Raw genomic sequence first — 22,973 nt, 5'->3', positions numbered from 1 at the left:
GTCGAAACCGCATCGAGCGGATGTTCAACCGTCTCAAGCAGTTCCGCCGCGTGGCGACCCGATACGACAAAACCCGAAAATCCTTCTCAGCATTCCTCGCTCTGGCCGCCGCGAAGATATGGTTGCCATACTTTGTCAACAGGACCTAGCCATCTGATCCTCCAGATATTTTCCAGTAATAAAGCTGGATATCGAGGTTTCGACAAGTCGTCTTGCAGTAATGTGCATGGTGTACCAAGCCGTGACCGCTCCTTCCGGAGGATTTGAGAATTTTGGGAAGCCTGGTCCTGTCGTCCTTCCCAACAGCCAGCCGTTTGGCAGCTCCGTGTCAAGAACGAGTGCACGCGCTAGGCCAATCATATCGATGCCTACAGTTTCTCCAATTATCTATTTCGTACCAGTTTGATGAGTTTTTTGACCGTAGCGTTTGCCGCCCTTGAACTCTGTCAGGATGCCATCGGCACAACGACCCGCCCGCGCACAGCCCCGTCGAGAAACTTGGGCGCCGTCTCGATGACGTCGGAAAAACGCACTGCTGTGATCATCTTCTCGAGCTTGCCCATGTCGAGGTCCGAGGAGAGCCGTGTCCACGCTTCGAGACGATCGGGCTTCGGACACATCACGCTGTCGACCCCCGCCAAAGTCACGCCGCGCAGGATGAAGGGAGCGACAGAGGCGGGCAAATCCATGCCCGCCGCCAGACCGCAGGCCGCCACAACGCCGCGATAGCTCATCATCGAAAGCATATTTGCAAGCACGGTGCTTCCTGCAACGTCGATCCCGCCGGCCCACCGTTCCTTGCCAAGCGGCCTTAGCTTTCCGGTCAGCTCGGCGCGGTCGATCACGGAGGACGCACCAAGCTCGCGCAGGTAGTTCGCTTCAGAGGCGCGGCCGGTCACGGCTGCCACGGCATAGCCTTTTGCCGCCAGCAGCGCGGTGGCAACACTGCCGACACCTCCAGCTGCGCCGCTGACTATAATCTCGCCTTTGTCGGGCGTGATGCCATGCCGCTCCAAAGCCAGCATGCAAAGCATCGCCGTGTAGCCAGCAGTGCCGATCGCAGCTGCTTGCCGCAAGTCGAGGCCATCAGGCAGTGGCACCAGCCAGTCTCCTTTGACGCGAGCACGCTCGGCCAATCCGCCCCAATGGGTTTCGCCAACGCCCCAGCCATTGAGGATGACCTGGTCCCCGGCCTTGAAGTCCGGATGGGTGCTGTCGGCGACCGTGCCGGTGAAATCTATGCCCGGTACCATGGGGAAGCGCCGAACCACAGGCGCCTTGCCAGTGATCGCCAGCGCATCCTTGTAATTGAGAGTCGAGTAGGAGACGTCTACCAGCACATCGCCTTCAGGCAGGTGCGCTTCATCGACTTGGGTTAGCGATACGGTCTGATTATCGTCGACATTCTCAATCAGGATGGCTTTCAAAGCGGGTTCCTTTCAAGGTTGAAGAGATCGGCTTTCGATCAGACGGAAAAAAGTCATGGCGAAGCGGCGGAGGGGCTCCGGACGCAGTTCAAGCTTGGCGCGAAGCACTGCGCCTTCCCAGCCGATCCAGAAGGTCTCGGCAAGGATATCCGCGTCCTGCTCGGGATCGATCATGCCCTCCGCTTGCGCTTGACGCAGCACATACGCCGTGCGTGCCTGCCATCCCTCCAGAGTTCTGGTGAGCGCGGCGCGAAAATCGTCTGGCAACGCCCCCATCTCCTGTCCCAGATTGCCGACGAGGCAGCCGCGTCTAAAGCCATGGCGAGCCATGCCTTCCTCTGCCCTTGTCGTAAAGTCTCGCAGCCGATCGAGGGGTGCCCTTGCTTCCTGGAGAAGGGTTTGATCGAGCAGCTCGACAAAATAGTCGTTATATGCGGCAACGAGCGCGAGGCCGAAATCGGCCTTGCTGTTGAAATGATGATAGAAACAGCCCTTCGGCACGCCGGCGGCCTTGAGGATTTCGTCGATGCCGACCGCGGAATAGCCCTTCTCGGTGAGGTGCTCGAGCCCGGCTCTTATGAGATTTTGCCGTCTTGTCGATTCCTCCGGTGCCAGGCGCGGGCGACCACGCTTGGGCTTTTGACTCTGGGCGAGTGAAGGGTTTTGCTGAGGCATGGCTTTTAATAGACCGATGCGTCCATTAAATCAACGAGGGACTTTTTAGACCGCTAAGTCTGTTTACTGAACCCAAACTCGTTTGATTGCGTCAAATGCAGCGACGATAGAAGGATCGCTCATACGCGCTTCCAGGCAGAGGAAACTTAAGGTCGTCGAGAGCTTCACATTATCAGCGATGACCAGTCCATGAGACTGCTGTTCATAAAGGGCAATCGATTCCCGGCAAAGGCTCAGCCCTATCCCTGTGCGTGTCATGGCAATCATTGACGCTTCCTGATCCACCTGGGCGACAATCTGTTGGCGAACGCCAAGATTAGTGAACAGCCGTGCCAGCATCCGGTTATGAACCGATGCGGGTGGCGTGCCGATCCAGGGGAGGGAGGCAAGCTGTAACCAGTTGGCCCCTCGAACAAAGCTGGCGAGCGATGGCGGCGCGACAACACAATAGGTCAATTGCGCAAGTGCGCGAGAGTGGAAAAGCGACGCGGTACTCCCTCCAGTAATATCGGTCGGCGGGTCATAGTCCCTTGGATCACCAAGATAAAAACCGGCGTCGAGTTCGTTTCGCTTCAGCCTCTCCGGCACATCGCCGCTCATGCCATGACGCAGCGTTGTCTCGATACCTGGCCCGTTTTCGATAAGTGCTTTCAGAAACGCCCCTAATCGTGTGAACTCCGGATCGATGATCGTACCGATCCGCAATTTTCCCCGGACGCCGGTCGATAAACGCCCGGCTGTCTGGCCAAAGTCCGTCAGCGCCGCCAGCACTTGCTCGGCCTTTGCCGCCAACAGTGCACCTTCCTGTGTCAACTCCAAACCTGTCGAGGTCCGCCGGAACAGCGTTAGCCCGGTGTCAGCGGCCAAGCGTTTCAACTGAAGCGTCACCGCAGGCTGCGTGACGTGCAGGTGCTCGGCGGCGCGGGTGACGTTGCCTTCTTGCCCCACGGTAACAAACGCTCGCAATGTTCTCAGATCGATACCTTCCAGCATATTAATTTCACTTATAATGCTTGGTTGAATTTGTCATTGGATTTCACGATCGAATGTTGGCTATGCCTGCATATAAAGCAGGGAGGAAGCATGGCATGCCAATGCAAAGTGTCCAGTCTTATAATTGTGTGGTGTTCCATCGCGATTGGAGGGTAACCCAATGAGGAATGGTGGTTCCGGCACTTTCCACGACGTTTTTGACTATATTATTGTTGGTGGTGGCTCCGCAGGCTGCCTGCTTGCCAATCGCCTCAGTCGTGACCCGTCAAAACGTGTTCTGTTGCTGGAAGCCGGCCGCAAGGACGACTACCCATGGATACATATCCCGGTCGGGTATCTTTATTGTATCGGCAACCCACGCACAGACTGGCTTTACAAAACCGAGCCGGACGCCGGACTGAACGGTCGTTCGCTACGCTATCCTCGCGGTAAGACGCTTGGTGGCTGCTCGTCGATCAACGGCATGATCTATATGCGAGGTCAGGCACGCGATTTTGACGGGTGGGCAACGGCAACCGGCGACGATGCCTGGTCCTGGCAAAATTGCCTGCCCGATTTCAAGGCGCATGAGGACCACTACCGGCTGGACCATGGCGCAGACCCGAAGACTGGTGGCAACAGCAGGTTTTCCGACATGCATGGCCATGGCGGCGAATGGCGCATCGAGAAGCAGCGGCTGAAATGGGATATCCTCGAATCCTTTGCAGAAGCAGCGGTGGAGGCGGGCATTCCGCGTTCGGACGATTTCAACAGTGGCGACAATGAAGGCGTCGGCTATTTCGAGGTGAACCAGCGCTCGGGCTGGCGCTGGAACACGTCCAAGGCTTTCCTGCGCCCAGCGAAAAACCGCGCAAACCTGACGATCTGGACGCAATCTCATGTCGAGCGTTTGATCCTTGCGAACGAGACATCTGGTCGCAAGCGGTGCATCGGTGTTATTGTTGAGCGTCAAGGGCAGCGCGCGGAGGTTGGGGCGCGGGGAGAAGTCATTCTGTCGGCCGGCGCCATCGGCTCACCACAAATCCTGCAATTATCTGGCATCGGTCCAGCGGGATTGCTGAAGCGTTTCGGTATTGAGGTCAAACACGACCTGCCAGGTGTCGGAGAAAATCTTCAGGACCATCTGCAGATCCGTGCCGTCTTCAAGGTCGGCAATACGAAAACGCTGAATACGCTCGCCAACAGCGTCTTTGGTAAAGCGATGATAGGGCTCGAATATGCGTTGAAACGCAGTGGTCCGATGAGCATGTCGCCCTCGCAGCTTGGCGCCTTCACCCGTTCGGACGAACGCCAGGCCCACGCCAATCTGGAGTATCACGTCCAGCCCCTCAGCCTCGACGCCTTCGGCGAACCGTTGCACACTGTCCCCGCTTTCACAGCCAGCGTTTGCAACCTCAATCCATCGAGCGTGGGCAGCGTTCGTATTCGCTCCAATACGGCGTCGGACGCGCCGGCGATTGCGCCGAACTATCTCAGCACGGACGAAGACCGCAGGATTGCTGCCGAAAGTCTGCGGCAAGTGCGCAAAATCGTGTCGCAGCCGGCATTGGCGAAATATAGGCCGGAGGAGTGGAAACCGGGCCCGCAGTTCCAAAGCGATGAGGAGCTGGCGCGGCTTGCGGGCGATATTGCCAATACCATCTTTCATCCGGTTGGTACGACGAAGATGGGCGGGGATGACGATCCTATGGCGGTTGTCGATAGTCGCCTCAAGGTTCGAGGAATCGCGGGACTGCGGGTCGTTGATGCGGGCATCATGCCGAAGATCACCAGTGGTAACACCAATGCGCCGACGCTGATGATCGCCGAAAAGGCAGCCGGCTGGATTGTTGCTGACGCACACGCATAGAAAACTATTGGGGGAGGTTACAGGATGACATCAATAGCACGTTCAACGCTTCCGCTTTCCGGCGTTCGAGTCGTTGATTTTGGGCAGTATATTGCTGGCCCGGCCGTGGCCATGATCCTTGGCGATCTCGGCGCGACCGTCGTGCATATCGATCCCCCCAGCGGGCCGCTCTGGGACAATCCCGCCAACGCCATCCTCAACCGCAACAAGCTGATCGTCGCACTCAACCTCAAAACGGAGAAGGGTTTGCTTGAGGCGAAAGCGCTGGTGGCCGAGGCTGATATTGTGATCGAGAACTTCCGCCCTGGTGTGCTTGCCCGGCTCGGGATCGATTTTTCGGCTTTGCGTAAATCGCGGCCTGAGCTGATCACCCTGTCTATCCCAGGTTTCGCCTCCGACGATGAACTCCGCCGGGACTGGCGAGCCTTCGAGACAGTGATCGCAGCCTCGTCGGGCGTCTTTACGGATATGGGCTTAAACCGCGTTCTTATGGGTATCAACCCGTCTTTCTCGCCGCTTCCACTCTCTTCCGCATATGGTACGATGCTTGCGGCCTCCGCGACGGTGTTGGCGCTTCAGGCGCGTGAGCGCACCGGCCACGGCGATCATATTGAGGTGCCGCTGGCAAGCGCTGTGATGGAGGGCCTGTCCTACAATTCCATTCTGATTGACGACTATCCGTTGCGTTATAAAACCCAGCGCGAGCGGGAAATCGAGCGTCGGCGCGGCGAGGACCTGCAAATGGACATGTCTTTTGACGACCTCCAGGAGTTTCTCGATCCCTTCTATCGCAGCTATAGGTGCGCCGACGGGCGGATGTTCTACGTCGTCTGCCCCAGCCACAAGAACCATGCCAAACGCTGCCTGCAAGCGCTTGGCATTTACGACGAGCTCGTTGCTGAAGGACTGCGCGAGGAGGAAGACACCTATCTTCCAGTTTCGCAGTGGTCTTCGGACGTTTCGCTCGGTGTCTATCCGCTCCCAAAATTCTGGGCTGACAAAATCGCGGCTCGCATGAAGGATGTTTTCCTGACCAAAACGGCTTTTGAATGGGAACGTGTCTTCGGAGAAGGGCTGTTTCCGGGTGCGCCGCAACGCTGGCTGAAGGAATGGATCGCCGACGATCATGCCAAGGCTGCCGGCCTCATGATCGAAGTGGACGATCCGATCTTCGGCCGCATGACCCAGCCGGGGCCTATGGCCTGGCTGCAGGAGAGCGCCGAACCTATGTTAACGCCAAGCCCGAGACGTTGGGGAACGGCCAAGGAGGCGCTAGCACTGCTCGCCGGCATGGAGCACCCTTCCTTGCCGGTTGTAGCGAATGAGGCCCCCGGCGGCTGGCTGGACGGCGTCAAGGTTCTCGATCTGTGCAATGTGATCGCCGGTCCGCATTCGGTCGCCTATCTTGCCCGCTTCGGTGCGGAGGTCATCAAGATCGATCCGGCCAAGCCGCTCTATGACTGCTGGAACACCGTGATCTTCGGCATGTCCCACATGCGCGGGAAACAGTCCGTGCTGCTGGACATTGGTTCGCCCGATGGCCGCATCGTGTTCGAAGAACTGGTGCGCTCAGTCGATGTCGTTGTCTGGAACGCCACCGACCGTCAGGTCAAGGCGATGGGGCTCGATGCCGAAAGCCTGAAAGCGCTCAACCCCCAAGCGATCTTCTGCCAGCTCGATTGCTTCGGCGGCGTGCGCACCGGTCCGCGTACCGACTATCTCGGCTATGACGACCTCGTGCAGTCGGCAACCGGCATCATGTTGCGTTTCGGCGGCTCCATGGATACGCCGGAGGAACACGCCCATGTCGGTACCATTGACGTCATGTGCGGTTTCGGCGCTGCGCTCGGCATTGCAGCGGCTTCGTATCAGAAATCCAGAACCGGGGTCATCGGCCGTCCGCGGACCTCGCTGTCAGCGCTTACCGGTCTCGCCCAGATACCCTTCTGCTATGACTATACCAACCGAGGTCCCTTCGATGAGCCTTCCGGTCGCGAGACCAAGGGATATAACGCCCTGTCGCAGCTCTACGAAACGGCGTCGGGGGATCATATTCTCCTCTGTGCTTCGGAAGTTGATTTGCCACGCTTCGGCAGGGCGGAGGGGCTTGAGGCAATTGTCGAGATGGCCGCATCCGATCGCGAGGCCTATCTGGCGAAAGCCTTCATGACGGCACCTGCTGAAACCTGGCAACAGCGCCTGCAGAAAGCCGATATCGGCGTATCTCTCTGCGAGAACATCGATGAGATCCGCAGCCGCAGCGCCCGCATTGCCGACGGCACGCCGGGGATCGACCGGGGCAGTTATTCATTCTCGGTTTTTCCAGACCATCCGAGCGGGCACACCGTCACTCAGCTCGACCCCTTCGCCATCCGTCCGGCAGTCGGCAAGGTGACGGCTATAACGCCAGCGGAGAAGTACGGCGCCTCCACGCGCGCCGTTCTCCGCGACATGAACTACACCGATAACGAGATCGATCGGTTGCTTGCATCCGGCACGATCAGCGAGAGTTGGAGCGCAGAGTATCTGCCGAGTTAGCAGGACACGGCAGCTTCGTGTTCTGAGGAGGATACCGAAGCCGCTCACGGCCCGTCCAAGTGCGCGATGGCATTAACGGGTTAGATATTCAACATGGCACCTTGGGAGGAAGTGCCATGAAAGAACTTTTTGCCTCGACATTCCTTATATAAGCACTTTCGAGGCTGCCGGGGTGAAAGTGATCAATCCCTAGTGCAGATAACCACAATCTTCATCTGGGTGCCGTATGATCATACCGCACCGTGATCTGCTTATCGTAGTGTGACCCGACATAGCTTCGCTCATCCTTGTCCACGGGGCTAGTGAGATCGAAATACCAATAGTCGCGTTATTTGACCGTCACAGTCACGAACTACGCTTCCAAACGGAAGTCCGCCGCAAGTTAGGCACCCAACGTCCGCCGCATCAGCTCCGTGAACAACGTCCGGTAGCTGATGTCAGTCTCTCTCGGCCTTTTAACCTGGCTGCAATCCAACAAGAGTTCAGCTGTCGTTGGGTCGTAAACATTGAGGCGGAAGGAACTGATATGGAAGGCCGGAAAATGAAGGGAAAGCCCCCAAACCTGGATGTGGATGCCTCAAATGCTCCAGTCTCCAGATGGAAACACCGGCGCAACGGGAACCCTCATCCATTACGTCAAAGTCACCCCGTTGCCTTCACCGAATGACCGGCCGCCCGCAATAGCGCCATCAGCACCGGCCCCAGCGAAAACTCACCTCGCTTGGCCCGATTGGTTAGGTCTCTGAGATACCCGCCGGCCGAATTGATGTGGCCGCCCCGCTCGAGAATGCAGGCGATCGTCACTGCCGCGTTCTCCGGACCCATCACCTCACAGGCCTCCTGATATGCGGACGGGCTCACCCCGAGCATCGATCTGACCACCACGGCGGCCGTCATGAGTTCTCGCCAGTTTCTGATCTGGCCTTCAGGCCCGTAGTTTGAAATCTCGGGGCAGGCGCGCAAGACGAGACCAATCGGAAAAGCCTTAATCGGCACATGTTCGGCCTGCTTATTCTGGCTCGGCTTCGCCTCCTGCTCTTTTTCAGAGCTAGGTTCAAGTTCATTAAGGAGGTTGGTATTTGAATTCTGTAAGTGACGCTCATTTTGAGCATCATTGGTGGTCATTTCTGAAGAAAAATCATCGGAATTCAACTGGTTGATGATGTTCTGCCGCAAATTATCCATCTCGATGCCCAAATCTCTCAGTTCGTCGAGCGTCGGGTTTCGAGGAATTCGCCTGACAGCGGCCAGATATTGTTCTTCCAGCTCGTCCCAATCGCCTGCAGCTCCCTCTTCGACGGCCGCCGTAATCAGCTTGCGGATATCCCGCCGGCAGATCGTTAGGTTCTCCTTTGCCCTGCGGAACGCGATCCTATCGGCAGCCACCTGCTGGGCAAGGCATGCCAGTTCCTCGGCGCGCATCAAAAGCGGCGATATGTCAAAACCGAAGGCGTGCTCGATCGAGCCTTCACCATCCTTTCGGGCGTAGCGTTTGCCGTTTGCACTATCCTTGCGGATGATCAGCCCTGCATCGACAAGCAAGGCAAGATGACGCCGCAGGGTAGCGCCCGCAATGCCATGCGCACGAATTGACAGCTGGATGTTCGACGGGAAAACGATAAGCTGTGCGTCCTGGCGCAGCTCATTTTCAGGATAGAAACTCAAAAGCGCATCGAGCACCGCAAGGCTTCGATCCTGCAGACCAAGCACCTCTCGCGCCTCCGATGCGTCGCGGAAGACTTTCCATTTGTCTGCCGACTTGCCTTCCTTGATCCTGGTCGTGGCAATCTGCTGCTTCACAAGCGCAAGCGTTACCGAACGCCGCCCAAACGGCGTCGTCACTTGTCCACCTTCCATGTCCCTCGCCTCTTCAAAAAGGCAAAAGATTTACGCTCACCAAAACGGTGCCAAAGACTCTTGACTAGGATTCATGGAAATGCGATTCTCTAGCTCTCACACGACGAGAAGGGCTTCCATGACGGCAACGTTTCGGGGGCCTTTTTCTTTTGCGCGTTTTCCTTACTTAAAATGGTTCCGAAGTCTGTTTCTCAGCTTCAGTTCAAATCTTTGATCTTTCACGCGTGAACCGCTCAGCCAGTGATGGCAGCTGCGCCTCGACGAAACGCAGGAATTCTGCTCCGGCCGGTGTATCCGCAGAAATACGGATATCCTTGTTCGTGCGAGAAAAGCTGCCAAGTGGTTCGCCTGCGGCGCCGGCAATCATGTTGCCGGCCTTCGACGGTGCGGCAGGTTTCAGGGCGTTAAAGGCGGCAAGAAACTTTTGATCGGATCCAAGCCGTCTTTGCGTAGCGGCCGAAAGCACGCTGCGCAGTTCATCGTGCAGGTCAGGCTGTTCGGAGAAAGCCTTTGCAAACTCCACCCACCTTGGACGACCGACCTTGGCTGCCCGACCAATTGTCTCGACGATATCGAGCGGAAGTGCGCGATAAACCGCTCGCATTCGTGCAAGCTCGGGATCGTCGATAGACAATGCCGCCTTGATATCACGAGGCTTCACATCGGCATCATCCATACGGCGGGCAAACAGGGTGCGCTCGATCCAGGTCAGATCCTGGCGATCGGCATTTTCAATACCCTGCGCAATGACAAGCTCGACGTCGGAAATCTCGACTTCGATCGCCTTGACCGGAATTCCAAGATCGCGGGCTGCCTGAAGCCGGCGATGGCCGTAGATAACCTGATAGCGATCGGGCGATGCTGGTGACTTGCGGACCTGGATCGGGACCTTCTGACCCTCGGACTTTATCGAGTTCCTGAAAGACTCGAAATCCGACGCATCGTCATCTGGAAGACGATCGGGAAAGGGAGAGGGATCGACCTTTGACGGGTCGAGCTCTCTGATCGCACCACCGCCGGATTCAACAAGCGCCTTGAGGCGGTCGCGTTCCGATTTAATGTCGTCGATCGCCCTGTGCGCCGCACCGATCACGCCGGCACCGACACGTGCAGTTGGTGCAGGTTGCTGCGGGGAGGCAGCAGCATCGGTCGCCAGCCGGTTTTCAAGTTCCGCCGACAGCAGGCCAAAATTTGCAACGATGGATTTACGCGATGACTTGTTGGTCATGTGCGTCCCCAGCTGGTGTTGATGAGTTTCACGACCGCTTCGTTGACGGCATCAACCGCCTCGCGTGCGCGTTTATGCGTGTCACGGCCAATCTGGCCCATTTCGAGTTCGTAAATCGAGCGCTTTGCAAGTCCTGCTGCCTCGACAGCAGTGCTTTCAATCAGCGTCGGAAGAAGCACATCCGTTCCGAAGAGATGGCGCATCAACGCAACGACCTGAGACTGTGGTGCGTCGTTGGGATCATGGCGGGTAATGAGATAGCGGATGAAATCTTGATCAAGCTGTGCTCCGCTCTCGTTGAGCACGCTTATCAGATCTCCCATCATCAGGAGAAACTGGCTCATGGATGCGACATCGAGCATCGCCGGGTGTACCGTGATAATCATGCTGGTCGCAGCATAAATCGCACTCAGCGTCAGAAACCCGAGAGACGGCGGCGTATCGAGAATGACGACGTCATAGTCCTGATCAACCTCGGCAAGAGCAAGCTTCAACCGTTCGAAGAAGATCGCTCCCGAGCCCGATTTCTGCGCCAGAACCCGCGGCGTTTCATGCTCATATTCCATCACTTCGAGGTTGCCGGGTATCAGATCGATCCCGTCGAAATAGGTCTTGCGGATGATATCGCGGATTGGCCGGCGCTCGGCGTCGTCGTAGCGAAGAGCAGCGTAGATCGTTTCGTTGGCACCAACGTCAAACTCAGGTTGCGCGCCGAACAGTGCAGAAAGTGATGCCTGCGGATCGAGATCAAGAGCAAGGACGCGGTAGCCCTGCAGCGCGAGATAATGCGCAAGATGGACGCAGGTCGTGGTCTTGGCACTGCCGCCCTTGAAGTTGGCGATCGCAACGACCTGGAGATGCTCGCCCTCGCGTCGGCGAGGAGAAAATCTCAGCGCTTCAGAAGGCTTTTGGGCGGCAAAGAGCTCGCGCAATTCATTGATCTGAGCAAGCGTATAGACACGATGGTTATTTTCGAGCCGGCCAGGGATCGGTCCACGGCCTTCGCTCGACATGAGTTTCAGCGTAGAATCGGGTATTGAGGTCAGCTTGGAGACTTCGTTGGTGAGGAACGGTCGCAGGCTTTTCTCCGACTTCGGAGGATACATGCGGGTGCGAAGGTCCTGCAACTGCTGAGACAGAAGACCCGCATGGCGCATAATCTTGGCGCCCGCGTCTTCCTTCTGACCGCTCGTCATTTCTGCGTGTTTTGCTATCGCCATATTTTCCTCTTGGCGGGCATTCGCCGGTTTGCCGACCATCGTCCGCCAAAGGTACAACATGATTCTGTTTCGCCGTCCAGTTATTTACGGTTAACCGGATATTGACGTCCGTGGTTGACAGGGGAATAGACGCGCCCATTTTATAAATTATAATCAGATACTTATAGAATGTTTCGGACATCCTGCCCCTGCGGCGGCAACTGCATTTTTGCTCGGCAATCAAGGTCATCAGCGTCGGTCGAAACGAAATTTTCACTGCAAAAAATCTACCCCATGGCGAATCGAACGACATTCGATCTCAAGAGGCAACCACTCGGCAATACTAAAAGGGCCGGCTGCGAGCCGATCTACCGGTTTTTGTCTGACCGAGGACCAGCGTCGTTTTTACGTTGGCGATAATAGTGACAGCGGATCGATCGGCGAAGGGCCGTCACAAAACGACGGAGGGATCAAAGCAGCTTTTCAACACCGTCTACCGAGTCAAAGTGCTTCCCGCATGGAGGCACGTTCAACGATTTCGGTTTTCAGAACGACCTTGCGGGCCGTCTGATCGTTGCCATTTAGCCGCTCGACCAGCAACCTGGCCGCCGTCGCGCCGAGATCGTAGACGGGTTGGCGCACGACGGTCACTGGAGGCGTTGTTACAGACGTCCAATCCGCATCATGGAACGATACCAGCGACAGGTCGTCCGGGATGCTAAGCCCCAGTTGACGGTGAACCTTGAACACCTCCAGGCCGATTATACTGTCCGATGCAATGATTGCCGTCGGACGCTGCGCCGACTGGAGCATTTCGGTAACGATGCGATGCGTCTCTTGCTGCGTGACGGCACCGACCTGTACCCAGCTTTCCATGTTGGTCAGACCAGCCTCACTGCACGCACCAAGATACCCTTCGATGCGTCGCCTGACCGAACCGGTACTGATGTCGTCTGCACTGCGGAACCGATGATCCGGCGTGTCGCAGGCGGTTAAATAGGCGATGCGGCGGTGGCCGAGCGCAATCAGCCGGCGTGTAATATTCTCGGCGGCATGCCGGTCGTCGGCAATAACGGTGTCGACATCGAGCGTGTCGCTTCCACGATCGAGCAACGCGAGCGGCAGCCCCGAGCGAATAACCTCATGCAGATGCTCGACATCGTTTTCCTTGGCCGGCGAGACGATGAGACCGTCGACACGCTTGGCAAGCAGAGTGCGGATGGCCGCTCTTTCCGCAACGACGTCTTCACCCGAGTTAATGAGGATGACGGTGAAGCCTGCCTGCCGGGCAATATCCGTGATGCCTCGCACGGCGAGGCTGAAAAAGGGGTTTTCAATATCTCCCACCACGACGCCGATGGTGCCTGAACGACCTGTCGTCATGCTGCGAGCAAGCTCATTGGGGCGATAATCGAGGGACTGAGCCGCGGCCAGGACCGCCTCTCTCACCCGGTCGCTAACAGTTCCGTAGCCACCTAGCACGCGTGCAGCCGTTGCCTTTGAGACGCCGGCTTGGCGTGCGACGTCAGCGACTGTCACGGAAGGAGTTTTAGGCGGGATCTTGTCCATAAGCGGTAGCCTTACAAGAGAACTTGACGACTGGCAAATGCGAAGATAACAATTGCCAATACCCAAAGAGACCGGTCTCTTTCTAATTGAGACCGGTCTCAAAAATAAAAAGACTTCCGACATGCGAACTGCGTGGGCCGGGCAGGTGACATCATGCGCCGACCGGGTGGGACCCGTGCGCCTTGAATTTATCGCAGACAACGACACCAGAGGAGAAGAAACCAATGCAATTTACCCAAGCCTTAACATCCGCCTTCGCAAAAATTCGCGCGACCACGGCCGCGATCACACTCGGTGTCCTTGCAGGCGCGGCGACGCCCGCACTTGCCGACAATCCGCTTGGCCTCGTCGATCCCGCCACCATCAGTGTCGGCACGATGGGCGATGCCAAGCCTTATGCCTTCACCACCGCCGACGGCAACTTTACCGGTTTCGACATAGAGTTGTTCCTCAACGTAGCCGAACGTCTTGGGTTCAAGAAGGAACAGGTGGTGTTCACCGGCCAGGAATTCTCGGCCCTGATGCCCTCTGTCGCCAACGGCCGCTTCGATGTTGCGGCCGCTGCGATCGGCACGACTGCCAAGCGCAAGGAGACCATTGATTTCTCGGATGGTTATCTTGCAGGTTTCTTGAGCGTCCTCACTTCGGAGCCAGGCATCACCGATGCAGCGGGTCTCAAAGGCAAGCGTCTCGGTGTGGTGCAGGGTACACTTCAGGAGATCTATGCCGAGAAGAATTTTGCCGGCACCGATCTCGTGAAGTTCCCGGACAACAATTCTGCCGTTTCCGCACTCAACAACGGGACGGTCGATGCACATTTCCTCGATTTCGAGGCTGCAAAGGACTATTCCGCCCGTTATCCGGCGCTAAAAGTCGCAGTCAACATTCCGAGCTTCGACGCGCCCGCCGGCTTCGTCATCCGCAAGGGTAACGATGCATTGCGCGAGGCGCTTAACAAGGGCCTGAAAGAGGCCATGCAGGACGGCACCTGGAAAAAGCTGCACGAAAAATGGTTCCCCGGCACGCCGATGCCGCAGGCATATCTTCCCAAGCAGTGATGCCACCTTCCGGTCCGGCCTTTACCGGTCGGACCGGCCTTTCTTTCAAGGGATATCCTGATGAACTGGCTTGAAAACCTGCGCCGTAGCTTCCTCGACTGGAATGCCATGGCCGAAGTGCTGCCGACCATGATCACCGTTGGTCTCAAGAATACGCTGATCCTGGCTGCGACCTCGACTGTGCTTGGCGTCGCCATCGGAATGATGCTCGCGATCATGGGCATTTCCCGCTCGCCCTGGCTGCGCATTCCCGCTCGTCTTTATACCGATATTTTCCGCGGCCTGCCGGCCATCGTCACAATTCTCCTCATTGGCCAGGGTTTTGCCCGCATTGGCCGCGAGCTCTTCGGTCCATCGCCTTATCCGCTCGGCATTCTGGCACTCAGCCTGATTGCCGGTGCCTATATCGGCGAGATTTTCCGCTCTGGTATCCAGAGCGTCGACCGTGGGCAGATGGAGGCCTGCCGGGCATTGTCGATGAGCTATGGCCAGGGCATGCGCCTTATCGTCGTGCCGCAAGGCGTGCGCCGCGTTCTGCCGGCCCTCGTCAACCAGTTCATCGGCAACGTCAAGGATTCGAGCCTGGTCTATTTCCTCGGGCTTCTGGCCTCAGAGCGTGAGATCTTTCGCGTGGGACAGGACCAGGCGGTGGTGACCGGCAATCTGTCACCGCTCCTGCTGGCAGGCGTATTTTATCTCGTCGTTACCGTGCCGCTTACCCATGTCGTCAATGCGATCGACAATCGTCTGCGGGTTGGCAAGCAGCGCCCCGCCGTCATCACCAGCGGACTGGAGGAAGTCAGTGAACTCGACAGTGCAGCTCGCGCGACTGGCGTCTCGTTCAAGGGCGGCAGCCTTGATGTGCGCCGTCTCGGTATGGCCTATGGCGATCTTGATGTGCTGAGGGGTGTCGATCTTTTAGTCAAGCCAGGCAGCGTCACCTGCATCATCGGCCCGTCCGGATCCGGAAAATCGACTTTGCTGCGTGGGCTCAACCGTCTGGTCGAGCCGAAGAGCGGCGATATTCTTATCGATGGCGAAAGCATTCTCGCAATGAAGCCGGAAACGCTGCGCCGCCGGGTCGGCATGGTATTCCAGCATTTCAACCTCTTTCCCGACCACACGGCGCTGGAAAACGTCATGCTGTCGCTTACGAAGATCAAGGGCCTGCCCGCAGCCGAGGCCGAGCGCATCGCCAAGGCAAGGCTTGCCGATGTCGGCCTTGCGAGCCGCCAGCACCACCGTCCGGGCGGTCTTTCCGGCGGGCAGCAGCAGCGCGTTGCCATTGCCCGTGCGCTTGCCATGGAACCGGAGGTTATCCTCTTCGACGAGGTGACGAGTGCGCTCGATCCGGAATTGGTCAAGGGCGTGCTCAACCTCATGGCTGAGCTCGGCACGCGTGGCATGACCATGGTCGTCGTCACGCATGAAATGGGATTTGCCCGCCGGGTGGCCGATCAGGTCGTCTTTATGGACGAGGGGCGCGTCGTTGAAGCCGGCACGCCAGAGGCAATATTCGACAACCCGCAAAGCCCGCGTCTCCAGCGCTTCCTAGCGGAAGTGCTCTGAGCGCCGGGAGGAGAAACCAATGACACAAACGATACGATGGGGTGTGCTCGGTTGCGCAGGCATTGCTGCCAAGGCGGTCATTCCCGCCATCCAGTCCAGCCGCCTGGGGCGCGTTGCGGCAATCGCCTCGCGCGATGCCGCGAAGGCGAAGGAGATGGCGGCCCGCTTCGGCATCGCCAAGGCCTATGGCAGCTACGAGGAACTGCTTGCCGATCCGGAAATAGACGCAATTTACAACCCTTTGCCCAATCATCTGCACGTGCCACTGACGATAAAGGCACTGGCGCAGGGCAAACCCGTACTCTGCGAGAAACCGATCGCGCTTGATGCCGAGCAGGCGAGGGAACTGGCAGCGGCACAAAAGGCGGCAAGCCTGCCGGTCGCAGAAGCCTTCATGGTGCGCCACCATCCGCAATGGAAAAAGGCGCGCGCGTTGATTGCCGAGGGGCGCCTCGGCGAGGTGAGGGCCATCCAGACGATCTTTTCCTATTATCTCGACGACCCCGGGAATGTACGCAACCAGGCTGATATTGGCGGCGGCGGTCTGTTCGACGTTGGTTGTTACGCCATCAACACGGCGCGGCTCCTGTTCGACGCGGAACCGGTACGGGCGATCGCGCTCATGGAGCGCGATCCCGTCTTCGGCACGGACCGGCTGACGAGCGGGCTGCTGGCGTTTCCAGAGGGAAGGCAGCTTGCCTTCACCTGTTCCACACAACTCTGCCTCACGCAGAAGGTCACGGTGCTTGGAACGCGCGGGCGTCTGGAAATCCCCATTCCCTTCAATGCACCGGCTGATGAGCCGACCATTCTTGTCTTTGATGATGGTCGCGATCTTGCCGGCGGCGGCCGCGAGGAGATCGCGATCGGGCCTGTCGACCAGTATCGCGAACAGGCCGATGCATTCGCCGAGGCTGTCCTCTCCGGCGGACCACTCGAGACGGGGCTTGGCGACGCAATCGCGAATATGACGGCGATTGACGCGCTGTTCCGCTCCGCAGCCAGCGGTCGCTGGGAGATCCCCGATGCCTTACCCCCATCCGTATGACAATTGATTGAAAGCCAATTCCATGACCGACAACACCATCTCTTCGGCCGTCATCATCGGCGCCGGTATCTTCGGCGTTTCCACTGGCGTACAGCTTGCGCGGCGCGGCATTAAGGTGACGATCCTCAATGACGGGCCGCCGGCCAATGGTGCCTCCGGCCGCTCGCTGTCCTGGCTGAACTCGGCACGCATGCGCTCTGAGCCCTATCATCGGCTGCGTATGGCCGGCATCGACCGGTATCGCACACTCGCGGCGCAGAATCCCGGCGCAGAATGGCTTCGCTTTGATGGCGGGTTGACCTGGGACGCGGATGACGAGCGAAACGAGATCGACGCGGCCTATCGCCACGAAGTTTCGCTTGCCTATGATGCGCAGCGCCTTTCAGCAGCCGAAGTCGCCCGCGTCGTCCCCGGTGTCGACGCCGGCGCAATCACTCGACAGGGCGCAATCTACAATCCCGGCGAAGGCTGGGTCGATTTGCCGACGCTGATTGGTGTGCTGCTTGAGGAGTTTTTCGCACTCGGTGGCGTTCTGGTAACGGACCAGGGTGCCGCACGGGTGGTGATCGAGGGTGGTCGTGTCATTGGCGCGCAAACTGCAAATGCTGTTCTCCATCGGGCGGATGCCGTCGTGCTTGCCACCGGTCCGGCCGTCCCGAAGATGGCTGCGGAAAGCGGACAGACCATTGCCGACGGGACACCGATCGCCCTTCTCGTGCAGACGAGGCCGCTCGCCCATCCCCTGCGCGCTGTTCTCAATACACCGCGCGTCGCCGTTCGCCCGGCGCCGGGCCGCACATTCTCCCTGGATGCCGACTGGGCGGCCGATGAGGGTGTGACAGTGCGCGCAGACGGCAGCTATGATATCGACGATAGCGTGGTTTCAGAGCTTTTGGTTGAGGCTGCGCGGGTGATGGAAGGCAATCCGAAACTGGAGGTGGCTTCCATCGGCGTTGGTGGCAAACCTATCCCCGGCGATGGCGAGCCGGTGATTGGAGCCATCAAGGGTATTTCCGGTTACTACGTGGCCTTCAGCCACAGCGGTGCTACACTCGGCCTCATCGTGGGCGAGCTGCTCGCGTTCGAGATTGCGACAGGCACCGAACATCCCATGCTCGCAACCTTCCGACCTGAGCGTTTCCCCTTGAATTGAGCAATGTGAGGCAGATATCGCCAAAATGAGCCGGCCGCCGCCGCGGCCGGTTTTTCTACGATACTGAGACTGAGACGTCCGTTCCGATGTCTGACATCTGGATGCCGTTCTTGTCGACTCGAACACCAAAGGCAAAAAAGAGGATGACCTCGTGTCTGAGGCCGCCGCATGCTATTCGTAGCGCAATAAAAAACGGGACAAAATAACTATGGATTTGGCAATTCCCAGCGCAACAAATCTCAGCCTGTTCGTCAGCGCTACACTGGTGCTGCCTCTTGTGCCGGGACCGGCAGTTCTTCTTCGCGCGCTCGGTCGAGCAGGGTCGCTCTGCGGGGCTCGTTTCAATCCTTGGCATCCATACGGCCACGCTTGTGCATGTCGCCGCCGCCGCTGTAGGGTTGTCGGCGCTCCTGGCATCATCGGCGCTCGCCTTCAGCGTCGTAAAGTATGCCGGCGCGGCCTATCTGATCTGGCTTGGCCTCAAAAAGCTTTTTGGCCCCTCGGATATTCCCGGCGTCGAGGGCAATTTACCCACACGGAGCCGCATGCGCCTCTTTCGTGAGGGCTTTATCGTTAATCTCCTCAATCCGAAGACCGCACTATTCTTTCTGGCTTTCTTGCCACAGTTCGTTGAGGTCAATCGTGGCCATGTGGCTATGCAGATCGCTTTTCTCGGGCTTGTTTACACAGCGATTGGCGTTCTGACGGACAGCTCTTACGCACTTGCCGCCGGCACGGCCGGCAAGTGGCTGAAGCGCAGTCCCGTGTACCTAAAGGCTGAACGCTGGGTCAGTGGTTTCGTGTATATCGGTCTTGGCTTGACGGCCGCTTTTGCTGGCAATCAAAAGAAATAGACCATCCTGCGAGTCCATGTCGAACTGCGACCGTCAGTGCACTTCACGCTATCTGTGGCGCGCTTAGGTATATTTCCGTTCATGGCAATTTGGACCTCGTCGTGGGAACAAGTTTTGCGACTTTCAGGAGGTTTTGCTACGGCTGCGGATGGAATCTATCACACGCTCCGTTGGGCCTTCTAATCGAAGGCGATCAAGTCACAGGATGAGTTTGAGTTAGGCAAATAGAATCTCTGCTTTTTTCCTGTGACGCCTCAACGTAACATAGGATTCAGTTTGACGATACTGCGTGCCATTGCGCGAGCACCCTCGAGGATGCAGCTTCGTAACTTGCGTGCCGGGGCGTTCAGACGGCATGGTCGCAAGAAATCGCCCCAATACTTTGCGGACAACCCGCCATCCAATTTCAACGTGGGGGACCCAGAGGACGCTCTCTGCAGACCGACACGAGGCCAACATAGCCTAGAAACTAGCGTTACTCCCACACTCGATGACCTATCATGCGAACGCACGCAAATCGAATGCCTGTACAAAGCGGTCGAAACCACGATCGCTCTCCGCCCTCGAAATTGGTCCAACTGATCAATCCTGACTTCAGGATGGGAAATCATGCTGGCAAAATCGGACTCATCGGTATCAGGTCAGGGTCGCAGATTGGATCGCTGTGTCGTGATGCGCCTTCATATAGCTTCACATCCGTAGCGGGCTACGACGTCGGTCAAACTGGTAATTGCATCAACAACCTATCTTGCGACGCCAAATATTAGTAGCACGCACCTGCATGTGCAATTGGAATAAACATTAAATTTAGTCGCAGGTTTGCATCACTATTGCGCCCCCCCCAAAGCAGGTGATCAGGTAACAGCAGCATAGAGAACTGGTTGAACAATCGCCCCTGGATCATGCCTTAAGCGATATACATGGTTATTATTCACTTGACCTGATTAACCAATCGTTAACCATGTTTGCCTAGTTCTGTCTCCAAAGCCGGTTTTATATCGGTAAATCAAAGCCATGGTCTCGTTCCTCGTACTGGCAGGTTGCTCATTCTTCCCGTCAGAAGGTGGAACGTTAAATGCGATTTAGTTGGCTTCCAGCGTTTGTTTGCGTCATCGCCGCGAGTATAGTGACAACTGGCTGTGCAAATCGCTCCAGCGCCAACATCCGACAAGCGGGCCCCGGGAATCCCGAAGCTTCCGGCAAAGACATGCACCTTGGTAACGCGGATCTTCCGGGCGTGATCGGGACGAAATCGGAACCCATCAGGTCGGCGAAACGCGAACGAACCGAACACAAGGGCCCCTTGTCAATCGAAACTGCTGTGAGAAAGGCAGTCGATTGGCATCCCGCTGTAACGGAAACCATAGGTCGGCTTCGTCAGCAGACCGAGTCGGTCAATGAAGCTCGTGCCGGTTATCTTCCCAATATGAGTTGGGGACTCGACTCTTCCTATAGCACCAATAGATCGGATCGCTACAGTCCAGATTTGAACTTCAATGTCTCGCAGATGCTTTATGATTTCGGTAAAGTGGACAACCGGGTCAAAATCGCCACTGCGGGAATTGCGGGCCGGAAGTCGCAGGTTATGATGGCTGTGGACGATCTGGCGCGCGAAACGGCGTATTCAGTGATCGAAATACAGCGCAATCGCTCATTGGGAAGTGTTGCGCGTGACCAGATAAAGGATGTGAAAGCGATCTTGGACCTGGTGAAGTCGCGCACCGACAAGGGCGCAAGCACGCGTTCAGATCTGCTGCAAGCCGAAGCGCGTGTTCAGGCCGCCGAAGCCACATTGTTGGAGATCGAGGGGCAATTATCGCGCTGGGAAGCGATCCTCGCGAATTTAAGCGGTATCGACGGACCCGTCGATGTATCGGACACACTGCCGGCATGGCTGTCTAAGTCCTGCAGTTCCACAAATCCGGACTGGTCGCGCGTGCCGGCAGTCATGCAGGCAGCGGCAGATCGCGAAGCGGCGACCGCGCAGATTGCTCTTGCGAAAGCCGAAGGGTTGCCGACACTGTCGCTCGACGCTGGAATTGGTGTCGACGTGACGGAACTCAGCTCATTTGATCCCGACTACAGTGTCGGGCTAAAGGTTACGGGCAGCCTCTACAATGGCGGTGCGACGAGCGCTAGACGCAACATGGCCGTCCAGGCGCTTGGAGCATCACAGGCTGCAGAAGCGCGCGCGTTGGTTGATATCTTGAGGAACCTGACGGAAGCCAGTAGTCAGATTTCAAGTAAAGAAAGTCTGCGCCGCTCGCTCTCGACGCGTCAGTCAACGATGCGACAGACGCGTGATCTCTATCGAACACAATATGTTGAACTCGGGACGCGAACACTGCTTGATCTGCTCAACGCCGACCAGGAACTCCATGCCGCCAGGTTTGATATCAGCAACATCAAGTATGACCTGCACAGGTTGAACATCGACTGCACGTTCAATAGTGGACGAATGCGGGAAGCCTTCTCGCTGGAAGGCCAAACCGTCCAGGGCATTTCACTTTAGCGGACGGTAGCAAAGGCCGGCCCTTAAGCAACATATATTTGATTTTAATCAATTTTTTAAACGCAAAGTTTCTCTCCTGGTTCGCGCCTAGGCTTGATTAAACAGTATCACGGGGAAGGTCGGATCGCCGCAAGATACGACCATAACGGGTGTTGACCAAAAATAGAATTGGTCTCACACGTGATTGCCGACCGATGATAATGCAAGCCGTCCCGAAGAGAAATCGACCATGACTTCGCACTGTTGCCACCCTCATATATAAGAGGGGAAAACATATATTAGATCTCGGAATTACCGTTACAAAAGAATTTCCTAATGCTCTTCCCGGTTGTTTTTTTCTTGCAGAGTCGATTTTTTATGCAATTATGAGGGTGGGAGAGGCGATCGGAAGACTATTTCCGACGTTTAGATAAACCGATCCGTTGTTTTTGGGGCTGCTTGCTTCTCAGCGGTCGTCGCTTGCGAAAATCCAGTTTCTTACATGTTGCCTGATGTCACGGGCGGCAGGAATTTCTGTCGCCGATGTTACCGCGTTGCAGGAGGACAGTTTCATGGTTGCGATCGTTACCGACAAGGCCGCCGGTGGTTCTCAGACCGTGTCGCTCGATAAACTTGATATCGAAAAACCGAGCATCGTGCGGATTCGCGCGGATAAAAATGAGGTCTCCGACTTCGTGCGCGACGGTGACGATCTCCTTCTTCGGATGCGTTCCGGCGAGACCATCCGCATCGGACACTTTTTCCGCGAGATGGATGGTGAGCACAGCGAGCTGGTGCTGGAGGATGAAAATGGCAACCTCTGGCTGGGTGAGCATAGCGACGGCTTGGCTGACTTTCGTTTTTCACAAATAGAGGGCGTAGATCAACTGGTTGGCGCCGCTACAAGTGACGGCTCCGTCCTCGGTCTTGTCGCTCTGGGCCTGCTGGCTGGCGGGGGAGCCCTCGCTCTTGGAGGATCTTCCAGCGATGACGGTGATGCTGACGCTGACGCTGACGCCGATGCTGATGCCGACGCTGACGCTGACGCGGATGCGGATGCAGATGCGGATGCCGACGCTGACGCCGATGCGGATGCTGATGCCGACGCTGACGCCGATGCGGATGCTGATGCCGATGCCGACGCGGATGCCGATGCCGACGCGGATGCGGATGCTGATGCGGATGCCGACGCTGACGCCGATGCTGATGCCGACGCAGATGCTGACGCCGATGCGGATGCCGACGCCGATGCTGACGCGGACGCCGATGCCGACGCGGACGCCGATGCGGATGCTGATGCTGATGCTGACGCCGATGCCGATGCCGATGCCGATGCGGATGCTGACGCCGACGCTGACGCTGACGCGGATGCAGATGCCGATGCGGACGCTGACGCTGATGCCGACGCAGATGCTGACGCCGATGCGGATGCGGATGCGGATGCCGACGCCGATGCGGATGCCGA

The 22,973-nt window shown here is 57.4% G+C and carries 16 protein-coding genes and 2 pseudogenes; 10 read left to right on the top strand and 8 right to left on the bottom strand.

The features are described from left to right. A partial coding sequence (locus AC1DCP_RS26025) for a transposase (RefSeq protein WP_476774660.1) occupies positions 1-149 on the top strand: 149 nt, incomplete at its 5' end. A 297-nt stretch (positions 150-446) separates the two neighbouring features. On the opposite strand, the gene acuI is transcribed toward AC1DCP_RS26025, so the two are convergent. The 3 genes from acuI to AC1DCP_RS26010 all read right to left on the bottom strand — a co-directional run bounded on the left by acuI (position 447) and on the right by AC1DCP_RS26010 (position 3,095). Beyond that, positions 447-1,427: an acrylyl-CoA reductase (NADPH) gene (acuI, locus tag AC1DCP_RS26020; RefSeq protein ID WP_112153423.1), complete on the bottom strand. Its 981-nt coding sequence runs from the start codon at positions 1,425-1,427 to the stop codon at positions 447-449. Between the two features lie 12 nt (positions 1,428-1,439). Beyond that, positions 1,440-2,102: an acrylate utilization transcriptional regulator AcuR gene (gene acuR / locus AC1DCP_RS26015; RefSeq protein ID WP_476774836.1), complete on the bottom strand. Its 663-nt coding sequence runs from the start codon at positions 2,100-2,102 to the stop codon at positions 1,440-1,442. A 63-nt stretch (positions 2,103-2,165) separates the two neighbouring features. Further along, positions 2,166-3,095 (bottom strand): LysR family transcriptional regulator, encoded by a 930-nt coding sequence (locus tag AC1DCP_RS26010; protein ID WP_112401855.1) that lies wholly within the window; start codon positions 3,093-3,095, stop codon positions 2,166-2,168. Positions 3,096-3,255: 160 nt separating this feature from the next. Here AC1DCP_RS26010 and AC1DCP_RS26005 point away from each other — a divergent pair, with 160 nt between their 5' ends. Both AC1DCP_RS26005 and AC1DCP_RS26000 read left to right on the top strand, forming a co-directional pair. Then, positions 3,256-4,944 carry a GMC family oxidoreductase gene (locus AC1DCP_RS26005; RefSeq protein WP_322919137.1) on the top strand — a complete coding sequence of 563 codons (1,689 nt, stop codon included), beginning with the start codon at positions 3,256-3,258 and terminating at the stop codon, positions 4,942-4,944. 24 nt (positions 4,945-4,968) lie between these two features. Continuing rightward, positions 4,969-7,482, top strand: a complete 2,514-nt coding sequence (locus AC1DCP_RS26000) for a CoA transferase (protein WP_476774835.1) — start codon at positions 4,969-4,971, stop codon at positions 7,480-7,482. Positions 7,483-8,124: 642 nt separating this feature from the next. Here the strand turns inward: AC1DCP_RS26000 and repC are convergent. From repC to AC1DCP_RS25980, 4 genes are all read right to left on the bottom strand, one after another. Continuing rightward, complete coding sequence (repC, locus tag AC1DCP_RS25995) at positions 8,125-9,339, bottom strand: plasmid replication protein RepC (RefSeq protein WP_112401852.1); 1,215 nt, start codon at positions 9,337-9,339, stop codon at positions 8,125-8,127. 202 nt (positions 9,340-9,541) lie between these two features. Next, the gene (gene repB, locus AC1DCP_RS25990; protein ID WP_322919142.1) at positions 9,542-10,567 is read right to left on the bottom strand and encodes a plasmid partitioning protein RepB; all 1,026 of its coding nucleotides are present in this window, start codon (positions 10,565-10,567) and stop codon (positions 9,542-9,544) included. Further along, positions 10,564-11,847 carry a plasmid partitioning protein RepA gene (repA, locus tag AC1DCP_RS25985; RefSeq protein WP_003518687.1) on the bottom strand — a complete coding sequence of 428 codons (1,284 nt, stop codon included), beginning with the start codon at positions 11,845-11,847 and terminating at the stop codon, positions 10,564-10,566. The genes repB and repA overlap by 4 nt, the downstream gene beginning before the upstream one ends. Positions 11,848-12,267: 420 nt before the next feature. Continuing rightward, complete coding sequence (locus AC1DCP_RS25980) at positions 12,268-13,335, bottom strand: LacI family DNA-binding transcriptional regulator (protein ID WP_112401850.1); 1,068 nt, start codon at positions 13,333-13,335, stop codon at positions 12,268-12,270. Positions 13,336-13,559: 224 nt separating this feature from the next. On the opposite strand from AC1DCP_RS25980, the gene AC1DCP_RS25975 reads away from it, so the two are divergent. The 7 genes and pseudogenes from AC1DCP_RS25975 to AC1DCP_RS25945 all read left to right on the top strand — a co-directional run. Further along, positions 13,560-14,393, top strand: coding sequence for an ABC transporter substrate-binding protein (locus AC1DCP_RS25975; protein ID WP_174041499.1), 834 nt, complete (start codon positions 13,560-13,562; stop codon positions 14,391-14,393). 60 nt (positions 14,394-14,453) lie between these two features. Next, positions 14,454-15,962 (top strand): amino acid ABC transporter permease/ATP-binding protein, encoded by a 1,509-nt coding sequence (locus AC1DCP_RS25970; RefSeq protein ID WP_003518683.1) that lies wholly within the window; start codon positions 14,454-14,456, stop codon positions 15,960-15,962. Between the two features lie 19 nt (positions 15,963-15,981). Next, the gene (locus AC1DCP_RS25965; protein ID WP_065687695.1) at positions 15,982-17,010 is read left to right on the top strand and encodes a Gfo/Idh/MocA family protein; all 1,029 of its coding nucleotides are present in this window, start codon (positions 15,982-15,984) and stop codon (positions 17,008-17,010) included. 22 nt (positions 17,011-17,032) lie between these two features. Beyond that, the gene (locus tag AC1DCP_RS25960) at positions 17,033-18,163 is read left to right on the top strand and encodes an NAD(P)/FAD-dependent oxidoreductase (protein WP_025591764.1); all 1,131 of its coding nucleotides are present in this window, start codon (positions 17,033-17,035) and stop codon (positions 18,161-18,163) included. 208 nt (positions 18,164-18,371) lie between these two features. Beyond that, positions 18,372-19,017: pseudogene (locus tag AC1DCP_RS25955) on the top strand (LysE family translocator). A gap of 1,075 nt (positions 19,018-20,092) precedes the next feature. Then, positions 20,093-21,529, top strand: a complete 1,437-nt coding sequence (locus tag AC1DCP_RS25950) for a TolC family outer membrane protein (RefSeq protein WP_112401849.1) — start codon at positions 20,093-20,095, stop codon at positions 21,527-21,529. A 491-nt stretch (positions 21,530-22,020) separates the two neighbouring features. Continuing rightward, positions 22,021-22,365 (top strand): annotated as a pseudogene (locus AC1DCP_RS25945) (BapA/Bap/LapF family prefix-like domain-containing protein); the annotation flags it as partial. Positions 22,366-22,371: 6 nt separating this feature from the next. On the opposite strand, the gene AC1DCP_RS25940 reads toward AC1DCP_RS25945, so the two are convergent. After that, positions 22,372-22,973 (bottom strand): hypothetical protein (locus AC1DCP_RS25940; protein ID WP_476774837.1); only part of this gene is annotated, 602 nt, incomplete at its 5' end.

It is taken from the genome of Agrobacterium sp. 10T429 (genome assembly GCF_056393925.1).
The sequence above is the reverse complement of the archived record's forward strand: the minus strand, read 5'-3'. Positions and strand labels throughout refer to the sequence as shown.